Origin of the sequence: Actinomadura madurae, assembly GCF_900115095.1 — a bacterium.
Lineage (GTDB): Bacteria > Actinomycetota > Actinomycetes > Streptosporangiales > Streptosporangiaceae > Spirillospora > Spirillospora madurae.
The window spans coordinates 127,773-144,971 of record NZ_FOVH01000016.1 but is presented as its reverse complement, the minus strand read 5'-3'; the positions used below and the strand labels follow the sequence as shown (position 1 = coordinate 144,971).

At 70.3% G+C, this 17,199-nt stretch carries 15 protein-coding genes; 8 read left to right on the top strand and 7 right to left on the bottom strand.

Translation table 11 applies throughout. The annotated features are described in order from the left end of the window. Positions 1–16: 16 nt before the first annotated feature. Positions 17–1,234: a sensor histidine kinase gene (locus BM339_RS35755; RefSeq protein ID WP_083598343.1), complete on the top strand. Its 1,218-nt coding sequence runs from the start codon at positions 17–19 to the stop codon at positions 1,232–1,234. A gap of 38 nt (positions 1,235–1,272) precedes the next feature. Here BM339_RS35755 and BM339_RS35750 read toward each other — a convergent pair whose 3' ends face one another. The 3 genes from BM339_RS35750 to BM339_RS35740 all read right to left on the bottom strand — a co-directional run bounded on the left by BM339_RS35750 (position 1,273) and on the right by BM339_RS35740 (position 5,061). Further along, on the bottom strand, positions 1,273–2,457 hold the full coding sequence (locus BM339_RS35750; protein WP_218163843.1) for a TIGR04053 family radical SAM/SPASM domain-containing protein: 1,185 nt from the start codon (positions 2,455–2,457) through the stop codon (positions 1,273–1,275). After that, positions 2,454–3,827, bottom strand: a complete 1,374-nt coding sequence (locus BM339_RS35745; RefSeq protein WP_256255635.1) for a beta/alpha barrel domain-containing protein — start codon at positions 3,825–3,827, stop codon at positions 2,454–2,456. Before BM339_RS35745 ends, BM339_RS35750 begins: the two co-directional genes overlap by 4 nt. A 262-nt stretch (positions 3,828–4,089) precedes the next feature. Next, positions 4,090–5,061: an Acg family FMN-binding oxidoreductase gene (locus tag BM339_RS35740; protein WP_075023751.1), complete on the bottom strand. Its 972-nt coding sequence runs from the start codon at positions 5,059–5,061 to the stop codon at positions 4,090–4,092. A gap of 407 nt (positions 5,062–5,468) precedes the next feature. On the opposite strand from BM339_RS35740, the gene BM339_RS35735 reads away from it, so the two are divergent. Then, positions 5,469–6,584 (top strand): Acg family FMN-binding oxidoreductase, encoded by a 1,116-nt coding sequence (locus BM339_RS35735; RefSeq protein WP_083598342.1) that lies wholly within the window; start codon positions 5,469–5,471, stop codon positions 6,582–6,584. A gap of 38 nt (positions 6,585–6,622) precedes the next feature. On the opposite strand, the gene BM339_RS35730 is transcribed toward BM339_RS35735, so the two are convergent. From BM339_RS35730 to BM339_RS35715, 3 genes are all read right to left on the bottom strand, one after another. Continuing rightward, on the bottom strand, positions 6,623–6,922 hold the full coding sequence (locus BM339_RS35730; protein ID WP_111833361.1) for a hypothetical protein: 300 nt from the start codon (positions 6,920–6,922) through the stop codon (positions 6,623–6,625). A gap of 709 nt (positions 6,923–7,631) precedes the next feature. Further along, a complete protein-coding gene (locus tag BM339_RS35720; protein WP_021591986.1) occupies positions 7,632–8,354 on the bottom strand; it encodes a cache domain-containing protein in 723 nt (240 codons plus the stop codon). A gap of 45 nt (positions 8,355–8,399) precedes the next feature. Then, complete coding sequence (locus BM339_RS35715) at positions 8,400–9,134, bottom strand: FadR/GntR family transcriptional regulator (RefSeq protein WP_021591987.1); 735 nt, start codon at positions 9,132–9,134, stop codon at positions 8,400–8,402. Between the two features lie 123 nt (positions 9,135–9,257). Here BM339_RS35715 and BM339_RS35710 point away from each other — a divergent pair, with 123 nt between their 5' ends. Genes BM339_RS35710 through BM339_RS35685 form a run of 6 tightly spaced genes read left to right on the top strand, consistent with a single transcriptional unit; the run spans position 9,258 to position 16,254 of the window. Further along, positions 9,258–10,496 carry a (Fe-S)-binding protein gene (locus BM339_RS35710; protein ID WP_024934016.1) on the top strand — a complete coding sequence of 413 codons (1,239 nt, stop codon included), beginning with the start codon at positions 9,258–9,260 and terminating at the stop codon, positions 10,494–10,496. Continuing rightward, a complete protein-coding gene (locus BM339_RS35705) occupies positions 10,493–12,004 on the top strand; it encodes an FAD-binding oxidoreductase (protein WP_075023748.1) in 1,512 nt (503 codons plus the stop codon). Before BM339_RS35710 ends, BM339_RS35705 begins: the two co-directional genes overlap by 4 nt. Beyond that, on the top strand, positions 12,001–12,270 hold the full coding sequence (locus BM339_RS35700; protein WP_021591990.1) for a hypothetical protein: 270 nt from the start codon (positions 12,001–12,003) through the stop codon (positions 12,268–12,270). Before BM339_RS35705 ends, BM339_RS35700 begins: the two co-directional genes overlap by 4 nt. Further along, complete coding sequence (locus BM339_RS35695) at positions 12,267–13,754, top strand: APC family permease (RefSeq protein WP_021591991.1); 1,488 nt, start codon at positions 12,267–12,269, stop codon at positions 13,752–13,754. The genes BM339_RS35700 and BM339_RS35695 overlap by 4 nt, the downstream gene beginning before the upstream one ends. After that, positions 13,751–15,166, top strand: coding sequence for a gamma-aminobutyraldehyde dehydrogenase (locus BM339_RS35690; RefSeq protein ID WP_075023747.1), 1,416 nt, complete (start codon positions 13,751–13,753; stop codon positions 15,164–15,166). Before BM339_RS35695 ends, BM339_RS35690 begins: the two co-directional genes overlap by 4 nt. 26 nt (positions 15,167–15,192) lie before the next feature. Next, positions 15,193–16,254, top strand: a complete 1,062-nt coding sequence (locus BM339_RS35685; protein WP_021591993.1) for an LLM class flavin-dependent oxidoreductase — start codon at positions 15,193–15,195, stop codon at positions 16,252–16,254. A 60-nt stretch (positions 16,255–16,314) separates the two neighbouring features. Here the strand turns inward: BM339_RS35685 and BM339_RS50935 are convergent, their stop codons facing one another. Further along, a complete protein-coding gene (locus BM339_RS50935; protein WP_021591994.1) occupies positions 16,315–17,199 on the bottom strand; it encodes a TIGR03618 family F420-dependent PPOX class oxidoreductase in 885 nt (294 codons plus the stop codon).

Here is a 17,199-nt window from a genome sequence, read left to right as displayed (position 1 = left end):
TTGCAAGGGGCTGGCCATGGCGGAGATAGATTTCGGGTTGATATTCGAGGCGTCGCCCACCGCCTCGGTGGTGCTGTCGCCGGATCTGGTGTTCCGGGCGGTGAACCGCGCCTTCGAAAGGATCACGGGCCTGGACCGGGCCGAGCTGATCGGCCGTCCGGAGCTGGAGGTGCCCGCGGGTCCGTCCGGGCAGGGCCCGCCGCAGCTGCGGGCCTCGCTGGAACGGGTGCTCACCGAACGCGAGACCGACATCGTCGCCATGCTGCGCTACGACCTGGAGGACGCCCGGGCGCCGGGCCGCTTCCGGGAGCGGTACTGGAACACGGTGAACGCTCCGGTCCTGGATTCAGACGGCAAACTCCTCTGGATCGTCCAGAAGGTGCACGAGATCACCCCCTTCGTCGATCAGTTGCGCAAAGCGGCCTGGCCCACGGCCGCCGCCGGCTCCGCGGCGGTGCAGATGCAGCAGATCGAAGTGGAGCTGTTCGACCGGGCCCGGGAGCTGAACGAGGTCAACCAGAGGCTCCGCCGCGCCCAGGACCAGCAACGCCGCACCACCGAAGCGCTCCATGAGCAGCTACGCCGGCACCGCGAGGCCGTCGCCGACACCTCCCACGACCTCAAGGGCCCCATCACCGGGCTGCAGACCCGACTGCAGGACGCCCTGGCGGATCCCGACACCGACCTGCGGCACATCCTGCTGGCCGCGCTGCACGACGCCGAACGCCTCGGCGACATCGTCTCCGACCTGCTGGAACTAGCGGAACTGGAATCGGGGAACCCCACCGAGACCGAGCCCGTCGACCTGGCCGACCTGGTCGAGACCGAACTCGCCCACCGCCCGGCGGCCATCCCTGTCATCGCCCACCTGCGGCCCCACACCGTCGTGAAGGGATCACCCGTCCGGCTGGCCCGGCTGCTGGACAACCTGCTCAGCAACGCCGAACGCCACGCCCGCACCCGCATCGAGATCATCCTCACCGCCGACGACGGCTCGGCGATCCTGCAGATCACCGACGACGGGCCCGGCATCCCCGCCGCCGAACGTCACACCGTGTTCGAGCGGTTCCACCGCCGCCCCGACGCGCGCCGCAAAGACCCCGCGGGCACCGGGCTCGGCCTCCCCATCGCCCGCCAGATCGCCCACACCCACCACGGCACCCTTCACATAGCCGAGCACACGCCCGGGACCTGCATCATCCTGCGACTGCCCCAACACCGGCCCAAACCCTGAAACACCGAAGTCTCGTGGTCACCGCTGCCCGGCGCCTATCAGCGGACCGCTTTCACGCCGTAGGAGGCGAGTTCGTCTTCATACGGGAAGGAGCCGGGCTCATAGGCGCACCAGGGCTCCTCCGCGTACGGGTCGCCCGAGGTGGCCAGGGCGCGTGACCGAGAGCCGCCGCAGATCGTCCTGAACTCGCAGGCGCCGCATCGTCCGGTCAGGTTGCCGGGGTCGCGCAGACCGGTGAACAGGGGAGAGGTCCGGTAGATGTCGGTCAGCCGGTCATTGCGGACGTTGCCGGCCGGAGAGGGCAGGAAGCCGCTGGGGTGCACGGTGCCCCGGTGGGAGACGAAGGCGAATCCGCGCGCGGAGCTGACGTCCATGGGCGGGCGGCGTGCCCGCCGCAGGGGGAGATCGAGTTCGGTCAGCCGCTGCCGCAGGGTCTGGTACAGCGGGCCCAGGCCGAGAACGGCCACGTGGTCGGCCTCCTGACGGCTCAGGATCGCCCGCTGGATGGCGATACGGCGAAAGTGGTGGGCTTCGGTGGTGCGGGCGGGGACGAAGGCGCCGGCGTCGTAGACGAAGTTGAGGACGTCTTCGACCTGGTGGGGGTCGAGTCCGGGCAGCAGCCTGCCCCGCCCGGTCGGGACGAGCAGGAACGCGCTCCAGGTCAGCGCTCCCATCTGCCGGACGATGCGGACGATCTCCGGCAGGTCGGTCAGGTTGTGCCCGGTGACAGTGGTGTTGATCTGTACCTTGAGGCCGAGGTCGCGGGCGGCCTGCCAGGCGTCCAGGGTCCAGCGGTAGACGCCGGGCGTGGCGCGGAACGCGTCGTGGACGCGCGCGTCCGAGCCGTCCAGGCTGAGGGAGACGGCCCGCGCGCCCGCCTCCCTCAGTCCGGTGAGACCGTCCTTGGTGAGCGTGGGCGTGCCGGACGGGGAGACCGCCACCGGCAGCCCGAGGCGGGTGCCGTGCCGGACCAGTTCGAACAGGTCCGGCCGCTGGAACGGGTCGCCGCCGGTGATGACGAACAGCGGCGGCGGGGACCCGAACTCGGCCACCTGGGCCATCAGGCCGCAGGCCTCGACGGTGGTGAGCTCGCCCGGATCGCGGTCGGGCCGGGCCTCGGCGCGGCAGTGCCGGCAGGCCAGCGGGCACGCCTGAGTGGCCTCCCAGATCACGATGAGCGGCCGGTCGGCGGGGTCGTGGCGGGGGCTGCGGATCTGTTTCATAGGCCCAGCAGGTAGTCGACGGCGTCGGCGGCGGAGTAGTCGTCGCCGACCTTGTGAACGAGCTCGGGCAGGAACCCGAGGTCCTGGCCGAGCGTCAGGAGGGGCGGTTCGACGTAGCCGTCCGGTCGATGCTGCGGATGGCCGATGTTGGCGACGAGCGCGTTGCACAGGCAGCGGCGGCCGACGGTGTCCTCGCGGGTCCCGCCCTTCCGGACGTGAGCATCGACGGGTTCGGCCGGGCACCGGTAACCGATCGCGCCGTTCTCTCTGAGATACGGAGTCCGCAGATAGCTCATGTCGCACAGCCTGGACCGCTTGTCGTAGACCTCGTCCTCCGACAGGGTTCCCGGCAGCACGGCGACCTTGAACGGGAACCCGGTCGGGGAAGCGTGGGGATCGTTGCGGATCCGCAGGGTGCCGTCCAGAGCCCGCCGGATGAGCCGCCGCCGCAGGTCAGCGTCGAGACCGGACTCCCGGGACAGCGCGAAGATGCTGCCGGCCTGGATGCCCGTGGCACCGGCCGAGCGCGCCTCAGCCAGCGTGCCGGGCCGTGCGTATCCTCCGGCCACCCAGAATGGCAGGCCGAGCGCGCCGACCTTCGCGGGATCGATCCGGTCCCGATGCCCGTAGATCGGCTCGCCGCCGTCGTCCAGGCGCATGCGTCCGCGGGGCGGCGCGCTGTGCCCGCCTGCGATCGCCGTCTCCAGGACGAACCCGTCCGGGCGGGTGGCCGGTGTCCGGTGCAGATACATGGCCAGGACGGATGAGGAGACGATGGCGAGCAAGCGCGGCCGCGCCCGCGCCGGACCGGCGAGCGACGCCGGATCGAACGTGAGGGTGCGGCCATCGTCGGCGCCGGCGACCGTGATCGTCAGGCGGCCGGGGGAGCCGGCGGCCAGCGAGTCCAGGAGCGCGGGGATCTCGCTGGGGATGCCCGCCCCCATCAGGATGTAGTCCACCCCGGCCAGCATCGCCCCGTAGGCGGCCGCAGGCGTCGCGAGCTGGATCTTCTCCAGATAGTTGATTCCGATCGGGCCATCGTGTCCCTGCTTGGCCAACCAGACCTCGGCGAAGTTCCCTGCGACGGTTAGTTCGTCACGGTTCCTGTTCGGGTTCAGACCGAGCTTCGGTATGGGACGGAAGCGCCGGCCCGGCTCGATCCCGCCCGGGACGTAATAGCGCCGCAGGATCCGCTCGGTCACGTCCGGCAGCGGGAAGGCGGCGAGCGCGCGCCGCAGGTCGCCGCCCTTGTCGCCGGCCTGGAGCCCGCGTGCCAGCAGGGCGTCGAGTGCCACGCCGGAGACCACACCGAGCTGGCCGGTCCGGGCCACGGCGCCTGCCAGCCGCCATCCCGACACACCCGCGCCCATTCCGCCTTGGACGATGTGAGGGAGCGAGGGCTCAGACATGCCGGTCCCGAGCCGTCGCCGCCCAGCTCAACAGGTCGAGCCCGGCACCGCGGACTTTCCGGCGTGGCGGGCGGACGTTCTGGATTGCCGGCCAGTTCGTCATCTGTACGCGGCTGGAACAGCCGGAACACGAGGAGACGAGTGGCGGATGGTCACAGCGGTCGGTCACGGCCTCTTCTTTCTGCGACGTGAGTTTGCGTGGCTCTTCGGGTGCCGTGCGCTGTCAGGCACGGGTCAGGACTTCGGGGAACGGTCGGCGCGGCGTACCGGGCACCGGCGGCCCGTAGCCGAACCGGATGATCGCCTGGATGTGGCCGTGCGATTGCCCGGCCGTGTCGGTACGCGCACTGTTACGCAGGTCCAGGGGCTGGGACAGCAACGAGGCCGACACACCGCGCCGCTCGGCGGTGAGCAGAACCCGCTGCAGCGCCTGCCCGGCCCGCAGCCAGTCCGCCGGACCATCGCCCTTGGTGAGCAGGACGCCGAGCTGTGGCCGGGCGGCGAAGTCGTCGACCTTCCGTCCGGACATCGGCCCGGCGAGCCCGAAGTCCCGCATGGGCACGCCGCGCCCGCTGGGGCGAGGCCCGAAGGCGTACCAGGGGACGCCGTCCCCGCGGGTGCGGTCCGGCGTCCACCGGGCCAGCTCGGCGACGTACTCGTCAGTGGAGGCCAGCCGCTCGTCCGCGGCGGCGACCAGGCTGAGCAGGTAGGCGGTGGTCTGCGGGCCCGGCAGGTTCAGCACCGCTCCCTCGGTTAGCGCGGCGGACTGGAGCTCCCAGCGGACCGGTCGCGGCACCAGGCGCTTGCTGAAGGGATGCCGGTTGGTACGCCGATGCGGGATGGCCGCGTACAGCTCCGCCTGTTCCCGCGACGGCTTGGGCGCGTCCACGGCATGGACGGACGCCAGCAGCGTCGGCTTACCCAGAGCTTTCGGGAAGAGCTCGATCTGCGGCTGATGACCGGTCACGCGAAGCGCCAGCCGCAGATTCAGCAGGGCGGCCCCGCAACTGATGTGGAGGGCTCGGCCGCATGGGTCGATGACGGTCAGCCTGCGGTCCAGGTCGGCGTGCAATTCCAGGGCCGCCGCACCGTTGAGCCGGAAGCGCCACGGCTGGGTGTTGTGCACGGACGGAGCCGCGATGGCCGCGGTCACCAGCCGCCGGACCCCCGCGCGCGTCGCAAACGGGTGAGGCATGGCCTTCCTCCACATGCTGCCGCTGTCACCGCCAGACTTCCGGTCATCCGGCAGAGCGCCACAGGGACGAAGGTCCCAACGTGAGAGGGCAAAGGACCGTACGTTGAGACCGTGCCGGCCCCACGGAGCCTCCGGCGGCCAGCAGCACGGGTGAACAACACACCCAGACCACTGGCAGGCTTAGCCGGCTGACGTGGCGTCGTGATGAGTCCGGCCGCCCGACGCTGGGTCACGTGCTCTATCCGGGCCCATAGGCGGGCACCGGCCAGGTCGGGCGATGACTTGGCGGGCACGCTCCACTCTTCCTGGGGCACCTTCCTGTGCCAGATCCGCCGCCACGCCACGGAGGCGGCCAGGAAGCGCGGGCTAGAGGCCCGAAGGTCCTGGCAGAGAGGACCTTGGGCACGATGCCGCCTTGGCAGCCGCCCGGCAGGCTGAAGGTGCCGGACCAACGGCTGGAGGTCATCGAGATGGTCGACGCCACACGGCCTGCGGCGGGGCGACGGGACAAGCCCGCCAAGGCTTTCGGATATGAACGGACTGATCTGGCGGCGCGTTTCGTCGTCCGAGCGGCGATCCTGGCCCCGTCCATCCACAACACCCAGCCGTGGCGGTTCGTCGGCTGTGCCGATGGGCTGGAGCTTTGGGCCGACCGAGCGCGTCTGCTGCCGATGGGCGATCCGGCCGGGCGCGAGATGGTGATCAGTTGCGGTGCGGCCCTGTTCAATGCGCGGCTGGCCGTCCGCCACCTCGGCTTCACCCCGAGAGTGGCGCTCCTGCCCAACCCTGCGCACCAGGACCTGCTGGCCCGGATCACCTGGGGGACCAGAGCGGCGCCGCGGCCGTACGAGGAACTTCTGTATCGGACGATTCGGCTCCGTCACACGCACCGCGGGCCGTTCCTGACAACGCCGCTGCCGCCCATGCTGCCGACCGTGCTGGCCGGAATCGCCCGGCACGAGGGCGCAAGCCTGCGCGTCGTCCCGGACGAGGCACAGCGGCGGCAGTTGGCCGAGCATGTCCGGGCCGCCGAGGCGGCGCAACGCCGTGACCCTCGCATCGTCTCCGAGCTGGGAACATGGGCGGCCTCGCCGGGCAGCGGGCGGCCTGACGGTCTCGCGCCCGGCCCCTACCCGGTCCCGGCGGACGGCCAGGGTTTCCTCTCGCGAGACTCCGGCGCCGAGGTGCCATGGAGGACGCGACATCGTGCGGCCGGCTTGGACACCGATCCCGAAGTCGCCCCTGGCGTCGCGGGGACGGTGGCGGTGCTGACCACCCGGCAGGACAGGCGGACGGACTGGCTGCTCGCGGGTCAGGCGCTCCAGCATGTGCTGCTGCATGCGGCGACGCTGGAGGTGAGCGCGGCCTTTCACACGCAGCCGCTGGAACTGCCCTACCTGCGGGCGGCGGTACGCCGCGACCTGGTCTGCGCGCATCCGCAGATGGTGTTGCGCCTCGGCCATGCGGCACGCCGCCTACGCGGTCGGCGGCGGTCAGTGAGGGACGTCCTAAGCGGTGAGTGACGACCCTGGCGGCTGCGGGTGTGATGACGCGTCGGGTGTCAGGGGCCGATGCGGCGGTGGTCGAAGCCGGCCCAGGCCTCGTCCCACAGCCGGTAGCGGCACCGATCGCAGTGATGGCGCAGCAGCAGGTACAGCCCCAGTAGTGGCAGGCCCGTCGCCGCCACGGTCGAGGCCCCGACCGCCGCCGCGTCGCCGACCGTTCGGGCGTGTGTGCGTGGTGGATGCTCACCTACTGCTCCCGCGCCGACCCAGACCTCGGGTCGGTCGCCCAGGTTCACCCCGCGCCAGGTGGTGAAGCGGCCCTTGTGCGGCGTCCCGTCCGGGTCGGTCCAGCCCACTGTGACTTCCCGGCCGCGGTGCAACGGTCTGACCTCTACCACGATGGCGTCGACCGGTCGACATCACGGCGAAGGTCATTTCTGTCGAAACCCCAGCCGCGGCGGCGACGATTCACGTGCGCCCAGGTTTTCGACGGTCTCATGACGCCGTTCCCCTCCTTTCGTGCAATGGCGCCCCTGTGTCCCCCGCAGGCTGGAAGCAAAGGCCCGTCGGGGTGCGTCCGCCATCCAGCGTTTCTCAAGGGGATGCTCGGGGGTACCGTCCGACGTCCTGTAGACCGGGGGCCGAAGGTCCATATCGGGCGGGGATGAGGGTCCCGCGACCGTGGCGTGTCCTGGAGCGGCGGCGGTCCACGGTGCCCGCAGGGCTGTCCGGCGGCTCGCGAACCAGCTGGCCGGACCGCCGCCGATGGCCTGCGCCACCGCCGACGCGCTGATCGGACACGGCCCTCGCCGAACCCAGGAACTGACGCGGCAGGAATGCCTGCACGCGGCCCCCGCCGAAGGCCCGACCACCCTCGCGTTGCGCCGGATGAGCGGGATCTCACAGCGCGAACTGTTCGGCGGGTTCATCCGGGAGCCCCCCTTCCGGGCGCATCTGGGGCCCTGCCGGGGGCCGGCTCGCAGTCGAAGACGTCCACCGCCGAATGGCGCTCTGAGAGTGGGATGACGGTGTTGCCAGATCGGTCATGCGATCTGATCGACGAACCTAGCTGCGGACGAGGAACCAGGGGAGCCCCACGCAGTCCGCCCAGTCGGGGCCGGGTGGAAGTTCGCGGCGGGGGAGGTCGTCGGGGCGGGTGATCGAGCCCACGATGGTCGCCGGGGTGTTCGAGGCCAGGACGCGGCCCGTCGAGTTGATCAGGAGGGTGGCGGGACCCTCGGTGTTGAGGACGGGGAGCATCGCGCGTTCGAAGTCCGTCGCGCGGATGTCGGCCGCCGCTACGCCGAAGAAGCCCGCGTCGCTCGTGATGGGGGCGGAGAACGTGAGGATGTACTCGTCGGTGCCCGCGTAGTCCACGTACGGGCCGACCACGACCCTGCGGCCGGTCCGGTACGGGACGTCGAACCACGGTGCCAGTGGGTACTCGTAGCTGCCGATGTTGTTCGGGTCCAGGTCGACCGCGAGGGGGAACAGGTCGCCGGCCGCGGCGGGCCTGCGCCACCACTCGAGCCACCTCGGCTGGTCGGCCAGCGTTCCGGGCGCCGCGATCACGCCGGTGCCCGCGCACAGGCGCCGGCTCGACAGGTGCTCGAGCACCGTGGGGCGGATGGACGCCATGTCCGACGTGGTCGGGGCGCGGCCCTCGGTCACGACTCGGCGGTGAACGTCGGCCGTCAGTGACCGGAGAGTGTCTATGCCGTCGAACGTGTCCCGGACCAGGGCCTCCACCGAGGCGGCGGTGTCACCGGTGTACGTGATCGCTTCCATGGCTGCTCCACGGTCGACGTCGGGCTTCACTCTAATGCACCAGCTCTAACGCACCAGCTGCAGGTGGAACTCGATCAACCTCGAAATGGCCAGCTCCACGTGCTCCTCGACCAGCAGGCGCGCGCGATGGCCGTCCCTCGCCTCGATCGCGGCGACGACGGCACGATGCTGGGTCACCCGCTCGTCGCGCTCGACGGCCTCGCCCAGCGGGATCCACAGCAGCTCGCCGATCTCGCCCTGCAGGTCGATCGACTGGCGGGTCAGGCGAGTGGACTGGGCGGCCGCGGCGACCTCGATGTGGAAGCGGCCGTCGGCGCGGCGCCGTTCGCCCGCCTTCTCCGCGACGGCCAGTTGGTCCACCAGCCCGTTGAGGACGGCGATCTGGTCGGCGGACGCGCGTGACGCGGCCAGCCGCGCGGCGGTGGCGGACACCGCCAGCAGGTGGTCGCCGATCTCGCGCAGCTCGTGGACGCCGGTCTCCCGCAGCGTGTCGCGAAGGCGGGACACCGACGCGTCGACGGGGGCGCGGACGAACGAGCCGCCGCCGCGGCCGCGCCGCGTCTCGACCAGGCCGCGCTGGCGGAGCAGCATCAGCGCTTCGCGGAGGGTCACGGTCGAGACGTTCAGCGAGGCGGCCAGCTCCAGCTCGGTCGGCAGCTGCTCGCCGTCGGCGATCAGACCCAGGCCGATGGCCTCGCTGATCCGCCGGGCGATGACCTCTGCCCGGCCGCCGTCCTGCAGCGGCGCGAAGACGACATACCGAGCACCGACGTCCGTCACCTGCGTCTCTCCTCCCCAGGGACCCCCACGGAGCCTAGCCCGCAGATCACTGGGTGTTGTCATTTGAAATATAGAGTTATATTTTAAGGTCTACCGTGACCGCGGTCACATGCGGAGGGAAACATGACGGAACCAGAGTCCACCTCCTCGGATCACGCGCCGGTGACCATGGAGTTCCTGTCCGACTGGCGCAACGCGGCCTACAACTGCTTCTCCTCCGGCCACAAGTTCTGCCGTGAGGTCTGCCCGGTCATGCAGGTGACACGCAACGAATCGTGGACCCCGACCGCCTTCCACGCCAACGTCGTCGCGATGGAGCAGGGCGAGCTGACCGTCGAGGACGTGGCCGAGGACTACGTCAACTGCACCCAGTGCGGCGCCTGCGAGCTGCGCTGCCCCAACACCCTGTTCACCGGCGACTTCTACCGCTTCCGCACTCGCACCGTCGACCTCGTCAAACAGATGCGCGCGCTGGCCGTGGACAACGACGTCCACCAGCCCGGCTACCGGCGCTGGAACGAGCGCACCGACGAGCGCACCCACGAACCCGTCCTCGGCGAGGTCCCGGTCAGCCAGGACCATGTCCGCGACTGGGCACACGGCCTCGAACTCCCGATCGGCGGCGAGACGATCCTCTTCGTCGACTGCGAGGCCGCATTTTACCGGACCTCGGTGCCGCGCGCGGTCGCCCAGCTGCTCCAGCGCGCGGGCTACGACTTCGGGCTCATGAGCGAGCAGTGGTGCTGCGGCGGACCCGCGGCCGAGATGGGCTACCGCGACCAGTCGCGGCGCTTCGCCGAGCACAACCTCGCGGACTGGCGCGCGAGCGGCGTCCGGCGGGTGCTGGTGCTCGACCCGCACGACTACATCACGTTCACCGAGGACTACCCGGGCTACTTCGGCGCCGACTTCGACATCGAGATCGTCCTCGTCGTCGAGCTGCTCGCTCGGTTCGTCGCCGAGGGCAGGCTGACCCCGACCGTGCCGATCGAGCGCACGATCACCTACCACGACCCGTGCCGGCTCAACAAGCGCAAGGGGGTCTGGCAGGAGCCGCGGCAGATCCTGCGCGCGATCCCCGGGCTGACCTTCCACGACGTCGACCGCGTCACCCAGTGGTCCTACTGCTCCGGCGCCGGGGGCGGGCTCCCGATCGAGAAGCCGGAGCTCACCGCGAAGATCAGCGCCGCCCGCCTGGACAAGGCCGCCGAGCTCGAGGTCGACACGCTCGTCTCGGCCTGCCCATGGTCCGAACGGCCGCTCGCCGAGGCGGGCGCGGAACGCGCCATCGACGTCGTCGACCTCCACGAGCTCCTTGCCGAATCCTGCGGCATCGAGGTGGGCGGGAGCACGGGCCGATGACCGCGCAGCAGACCGCACAGCTGTCCGACCGGGTGCTCGGCGAGCTGGTCGACGCCCTGGGCGGCGAGTACGTGCTGACCTCCAAGACCGCGCGGATGAACCGGGCCCGCGTGCCCGCGCCGTTCCCCGTGCACCGGTGGCGCGAGCGGATCCCGGACCTGGTCGTCATGCCGGCCACGACCGAGCAGGTCGCCGAGGTGGTGCGGATCGCGAACGCGCACCGGATCCCCATCGTGCCGAGGGACGGCGGCACCGGGCTGACCGACGGGGCGGTGCCGGAGCGGCGCGGCATCGTCGTGGACGTCAAGCGGATGAACGAGATCAAGGAGATCGACCTCGACAACCGGACCTGCACGGTCGGACCCGGCATCAACATGCTCAAGCTCAACGAGGTCCTGGCCCGGCACGGCCTGATCTACCCCGACGACCCCGCCTCCTACCCGTGCTCGCTCGTCGGCGGGCGGATCGGCACCAGCGGCTGGTCGCTCGTCGGCTCACGGTACGGGCACACCAGGGACCTGGTGCTGAGCTTCGAGATGGTGCTCCCGACCGGGAGGGTCATCCGGGTCGGCGACGGCGGCGGGCGCAAGGTGTCCAAGAGTTCCAGCGGCTACCAGCTCAAGCACCTGTTCATGGGCCACCAGGGCACCCTGGGCATCGCGACCGAGGCGACCCTGAAGCTGTATCCCAAGCCGGAGGCGGAGTTCTCGCCGTTCTGGGCGTTCGCCGACTTCGACTCGGCCTACGCCTGCGTCGGGCGGCTCGCTCGCGCCGGGGTGGCGACGTTCGCGGGCGCCGTCCTGTTCGACGAGTGGAAGGTCGACTACCTCCGCCGCGACGACGAGGCCTACATCCCGCAGCCCGCCGACCTGCGGGCGCTCGTGTGCGCCGCCGCGTACGGCAACGAGGACGAGGTGCGTGCGGGCGGCAAGCGGTTGATGCGCGTCGCGCGCGACGCGGGTGCGCGCTACCTGGGAGACGAGATCTCCCAGGGCGACTGGGCCGCCAGGCACGACCGGTACGCGACCCCGCTGCACGGGAGGACCGAGGCCGGGCAGGTCGTGCCGATGTCGTGGCACTGCGAGGACGCCGCGATCGCCTACACCGACCTGCCCGAGGTCCGGGTGCACTGGCACGACATCATCGCCCGGCTGCGCGAGCGGCACCCGGTCTTCGACGACTGGGGGATGTTCTTCTACACCAGCGCGGACACCGGCGTCGACTACCTCACGGAGATCGACGTGGGCATCTGGGAGCAGGAGCTCGACGACGCGGCATGGGCCGCGTGGGTGGACGCCAAGCGGGACATCGCGGAGATCTCCCTGCGCCACGGCGGCTCGATCAGCGCGTGCCACGGCTCGTGCCGCGAGGGCGAGGTCGACCTCGTCCCGATGGAACTGGGCGGCGGCTACGACGTGATGCTCCAGGTCAAGAAGGCGCTGGACCCCAACAACATCATGAACCCCGGCAAGTACGGGCTGCAGCGCGCCTACGAGGAAACGCCATGAACGGGTACCGCTACGACGAGCAGCACACGCCGCCGTCGGCCAGGCAGGTCAGCGATGTCGCCGTGGAGCGCTTCGAGCACATCTTCGAGGTGGATCCGAGGCTCATGACCGTCCACGTCGCACAGCAGCTCTTCCCCAACTGGGACACGCTGCGCATCGCGGCGAGCCGCGGTGACCATCTCGAATGGATGCACCGGCACTGGGCAGGCACCGTCCTCTCCGGACAGGAGTTGCTCGACGAGCTCGAAGCGGAGGACGGCCGGTGACCGATACGACCGCCGGCGCAGGCCACTCCGCGGACGTCGACGCCAGGCAACTCGCCGACCTCGGCTACACCTCGGAGTTCCGCCGGGACATGAGCCTGTGGGCGAACTTCTCGCTCGGCTTCACCTACCTGTCGCCGGTCGTCGGCATCTACACGCTGTTCGCGGTCTCGCTGGCCGCCGCGGGCCCGCCGATGATCTGGAGCCTCGTCATCGTCGGCCTGGGCCAGCTTCTCGTCGCGCTGATATTCGGCGAGATCGTCTCGCAGTACCCGATCGCCGGCGGGATCTACCCGTGGGCGCGGCGGTTGTGGGGCCAGAAATGGGCCTGGATGACCGGGTGGGTGTACGCGATCGCGCTGCTGGTCACGATCGCGTCGGTGGTCTACGGCTCCGGGCCCTACCTGGCGTCCTTGCTGGACCTTTCGGTGTCGGCGACCACGACCACCGTCTGCGCGCTGGTCATGGTCGCCCTGGCCACGGTGATCAACCTGGGCGGCACCCGCGTCCTCGGCATGGCGGCGATGATCGGGTTCGGGACGGAGATCCTCGGCGCACTCGCGGTCGGCGGGTGGCTGCTGATCGCCGAGCGGCGGCATGGCCTCGGAGTGCTGTTCGACGGCTTCGGCGCCGCGCCGGAAGGCTCCTACCTGGCCGCCTTCCTCGCGGCGGGCCTGATCGGGATCTTCCAGTACTACGGCTTCGAGGCGTGCGGGGACGTCGCCGAGGAAGTGCCGGACGCCGGCCGGCGCATCCCGAAGGCCATGCGGATGACGATCTACGTCGGCGGCGCGGCGGCGACGTTCGTGTGCCTCGCGCTGGTGCTCGCGGTACCGGACTTCGGCGCGGTGATCTCCGGCGCGGACGCCGACCCGGTCGGCGGTGTGCTCACCACGGCGTTCGGTTCGTTCGGTGCCAAGGTGGTGCTGGTCGTCGTGCTGGTGTCGTTCCTGTCGTGCGCGATGAGCCTGCAGGCGGCGGCGTCGCGGCTGCTCTACTCCTACGGCCGCGACCGGATGCTGCCCGGCAGCGGCCTGCTCGCCCGGTTCTCCCACCAGCGGGGCGTGCCGCCGTACGCGCTCCTGGTCGCGGCCGTCGTGCCCGCGGTGGTGGTGCTGGTGTCCGGGTTCTCCGAGGACGCCGTCACGAAGATCGTCTCCTTCGCGGTGCTCGGCATCTACCTCGGCTTCCAGATGGTCGTCCTCGCCGCGCTGCGCGCGCGGCTCAAGGGCTGGCGGCCCGCGGGGTCGTTCACACTGGGGCGCTGGGGGTTCGCGGTGAACGCCGGCGCTCTGCTCTACGGGGTCGCGGCGATCGTGAACATGGTGTGGCCGCGCACCGAGGGCGCGCCCTGGTACGACGACTACCTCGTGCTCCTGTCCGGCGTCGTCGTCGCAGGAGCAGGACTGCTGCTGATGATGACCTTGCGGCCGTACCGGTACAGCACGGCGACCGCAGGCGACGCGATATCCCGGGAGGACGGATGAAGAAGGTGCAGAACTTCGTCGGCGGGTCCTACGTGGACGCGGCCGACGGCCGCACGGCCGAGCTGGTCGATCCTGCCACGGGCGCGGTGTTCGCGTCCGCGCCGGTGTCCTCGCCGGCCGACGTCGACCGGGCGCTGACCGCCGCGCGGGACGCGTTCGCCTCGTGGCGGGACACCACACCCGCCGAGCGGCAACTGGCGCTGCTGCGCCTCGCCGACCGGATCGAGGAGCGCGCGGACGAACTGCTGGCGCTGGAGTGCGAGAACACCGGCAAGCCGCTGGAGCTGACCCGGCAGGAGGAGCTGCCGATGCTGCTCGACCAGCTCCGGTTCTTCGCGGGCGGCGCGCGGGTGCTGGAGGGCAGGTCGGCGGGGGAGTACATGCGCGGGCACACCTCGTGGATCCGGCGTGAGCCGGTCGGGGTGTGCGCGCAGGTGACACCGTGGAACTACCCCGCGCTGATGGCGCTGTGGAAGTTCGGGCCGGCGCTCGCGGCCGGGAACACGGTGGTGCTCAAGCCGTCCGACACGACGCCCGTGTCGACGGTGTTCCTCGCGGAGCTGGCCGCGGAGTTCCTCCCGCCCGGAGTGTTCAACGTGATCTGCGGTGACCGGGAGACCGGAGCCGCGCTGATCTCGCACGAGATCCCGGCGATGGCGTCGATCACCGGCTCGGTGCGCGCCGGGCGCGAGGTGGCCGCCGCGGCGGCCGGCGACCTGAAGCGGGTGCACCTCGAACTGGGCGGCAAGGCGCCGGTCATCGTGTTCGACGACGCCGACATCGCCGCCACCGCGGAGGCCGTCGCCGAGGCCGGGTACTTCAACGCCGGGCAGGACTGCACGGCCGCGAGCCGGGTGCTGGCCGCGCCGGGCGTCCACGACGACCTCGTCGCCGCGCTCACCGAGCAGGCCGCCGGCACCTCGACCGGTGCCGACGGCGACTACGGCCCGCTGAACAACGCCGACCAGCTGGCGAAGGTCAGCGGCTTCGTCGACCGGCTGCCCGACCACGCGTCGGTCGCCGCGGGGGGCGGACGCGTCGGCTCACAGGGCTTCTTCTACGCCCCGACGGTGGTGTCCGGCCTGCGGCAGGACGACGAGATGGTGCAGCAGGAGGTGTTCGGCCCGGTGATCAGCGTGCAGCGGTTCACCGACGAGGCCGAGGCGCTGCGGTGGGCGAACGGCGTGGAGTACGGGCTCGCGTCGTCGGTGTGGACACGAGACCACGGCCGGGCCATGCGGATGTCGCGGGAGCTCGACTTCGGCTGCGTGTGGATCAACACGCACATCCCACTGGTGGCGGAGATGCCGCACGGCGGCTTCAAGCACTCCGGCTACGGCAAGGACCTGTCGATGTACGGCATCGAGGACTACACCCGGATCAAGCACGTCATGTCCAACCTGGACGTCTAGTCGCTTCGCTTCGAAAGGAGCGCCCCATGCGGTTCAGCTTCGTGATGTTGCCCGACTATCCGCTCGACGACACGATCGAGTCCATCAAGCTCGCCGACGAGCTCGGCTACTACGGCTGCTACGCGGCCGACGAGACGTGGCACAAGGATCTGTGGCTGCTGTTCGCCGCGGCGGCGGACAAGACGGAGAACATCCGCTTCGGCCCGAGCCTGTCGGCGGTTACCCTGCGCGAACCGTCCCTGATCGCCCAGGCGACGGCGACGCTCGACGAGCTGACCGGAGGCCGCGCCGAGTGCGTGCTCGGCTCGGGCAACTTCGGTCTGTTGGCTCAGTACGGCATCGACTGGGCGAAGACGAAGCCGCTGTCCCGCCTGAAGGAGGCGCACCACGTCGTGCGCACCGTCCTGGACGAAGGCGCGATCAACTACGACGGCGAGTTCTTCTCCTACAACGGTCTGTTCACCTTCGCGCGGCCGGTGCAGGAACACGTCCCCGTGAAGCTGGGCGCGATGCGCGGCCCGAAGTCGTTCCAGGCGGCCGGCGAGCTGACCGACGGTGTCCACCACGCGCTGAGCTACACCAGACGAGCCTACGAGTACATGGTGGAGAACGTTCGCATCGGAGCCGAGCGCGCGGGCCGTGACGCCGACTCGCTGGACCTGGGCGCCTGGATCGTCTTCTCGACCGGCCCCGACTCCCGCGCCGCCAAGGACGCCGCCCGCGCGATGGTGGGCCTGTACGCATCGTCGATGCCCGCCGAACAGCTGGCACGCAACGATGTGGACCCGGCCGACCTGACCGACATCATCGCCGCCGTCGGCGAAGGCCGGGTGGACCGCGCGTTCGAGCTGACGCCGCCGGAACTGGCCGACAAGCTCTCGGTCGCGGGCACCCCGGAGGAATGCGCCGAGAAGATCAAGACCGAGATCGCGTCGACCGGCGTGAACCATCTCGTCCTCGCCATCACGGACGCGGCGCTGGTCAAGGCGTTCTCCGGGATGGAGCTTCCCGGTGTCGCCACCATGCGCGACCAGTTGCGACTGGTCCACGACCAGGTGATGCCCGTCTTCGCGAGCCCGTCCTCGTAACTCAGGCCGGCACGACCGGCCCCGGGCCGGTCGGCTGGCTGAGGCGGAGTCGTCGTGCGTTCATCGCTCCTCGACGTTGAAGGTGTCGCGCATGTTCTTCTCGCCCCCCAGCGCCTCGAGCACCGCAAGCGGGTTCCAGTAGTCGCGCTGCTTCACGATCTTTCCTTCCTCGACCGTGACCACCCAGACGTATCGCACGCGGTAGGGCTTACCCGTGGCGATCACCCGTCCCTCCACCTGGGCCTCGACCACGAGCACTCCCGGTTCGGTCGTCGGGTGCTCGATCACCTCCGCGAAGCCCTGGAGATCAATGCGCTTCGGGTAGTCCTTGACGTACTCCCAGATCGCGGTCTTACCCACGAGCCGCTGGGGGTAGTTCGGCGGCGCGAAAGGCAGCTCGAAGACCGCGTCGTCCGCAAAGGCGTCGACCCATGCCTCCATGTTCTTGTCGAGCAGGTTGCGCAAATGACCGCGGTGCAGCTCAAGCGTCTGCTGCCGCAGTCGCGCCGCGGAGTCGTCGTGCTCGGGCATGGTGTCCACTCCTTCTTCTTTTCCTCTGTGGTGAACTTTCTCCGGCCGGATCTTCACGATCACCCGCACGTCGCCGGGCCTGCGGAAGGGGAATGAGTCGACGCCGAGGTAGCGCTTGGCGAGCGCGTCGATGCCCTCTTCGGCGCCCTCGCCGGTCATCTCGACGACCTTGCCCTGGATGAGCAGGCTCTCGTAGGGATTCGCGTGGCTGATCATCGAGATCGCGACGTCCGGGTTGTTTCGCAGGTTCTTCGTCTTGACGAGGCCCTCGTTCGTGTTGAAGACGACGAGGTCGCCGTCGAGAGCGATCCATACCGGCGACACCTGCGTCGAGCCGTTCGGGTTGACCGTCGCCACGTGGGCGAAGTCCCTGCCTTCGAAGAGGTGCCTTGCCTCGTCAGGGATGGTGGCCAT

Bases quoted from the DNA above. Each gene is read 5' to 3' on its own strand.
- BM339_RS35710 (WP_024934016.1), top strand. From the start codon at position 9,258: ATGACGGAACCAGAGTCCACCTCCTCGGATCACGCGCCGGTGACCATG.
- BM339_RS35700 (WP_021591990.1), top strand. From the start codon at position 12,001: ATGAACGGGTACCGCTACGACGAGCAGCACACGCCGCCGTCGGCCAGG.
- BM339_RS35750 (WP_218163843.1), bottom strand. From the start codon at position 2,457: ATGAAACAGATCCGCAGCCCCCGCCACGACCCCGCCGACCGGCCGCTC.
- BM339_RS35690 (WP_075023747.1), top strand. From the start codon at position 13,751: ATGAAGAAGGTGCAGAACTTCGTCGGCGGGTCCTACGTGGACGCGGCC.
- BM339_RS35755 (WP_083598343.1), top strand. From the start codon at position 17: ATGGCGGAGATAGATTTCGGGTTGATATTCGAGGCGTCGCCCACCGCC.
- BM339_RS35740 (WP_075023751.1), bottom strand. From the start codon at position 5,061: ATGCCTCACCCGTTTGCGACGCGCGCGGGGGTCCGGCGGCTGGTGACC.
- BM339_RS35720 (WP_021591986.1), bottom strand. From the start codon at position 8,354: ATGGAAGCGATCACGTACACCGGTGACACCGCCGCCTCGGTGGAGGCC.
- BM339_RS35685 (WP_021591993.1), top strand. From the start codon at position 15,193: ATGCGGTTCAGCTTCGTGATGTTGCCCGACTATCCGCTCGACGACACG.
- BM339_RS35745 (WP_256255635.1), bottom strand. From the start codon at position 3,827: ATGGGCGCGGGTGTGTCGGGATGGCGGCTGGCAGGCGCCGTGGCCCGG.
- BM339_RS35735 (WP_083598342.1), top strand. From the start codon at position 5,469: ATGCCGCCTTGGCAGCCGCCCGGCAGGCTGAAGGTGCCGGACCAACGG.
- BM339_RS35705 (WP_075023748.1), top strand. From the start codon at position 10,493: ATGACCGCGCAGCAGACCGCACAGCTGTCCGACCGGGTGCTCGGCGAG.
- BM339_RS50935 (WP_021591994.1), bottom strand. From the start codon at position 17,199: ATGGCCACCATCCCTGACGAGGCAAGGCACCTCTTCGAAGGCAGGGAC.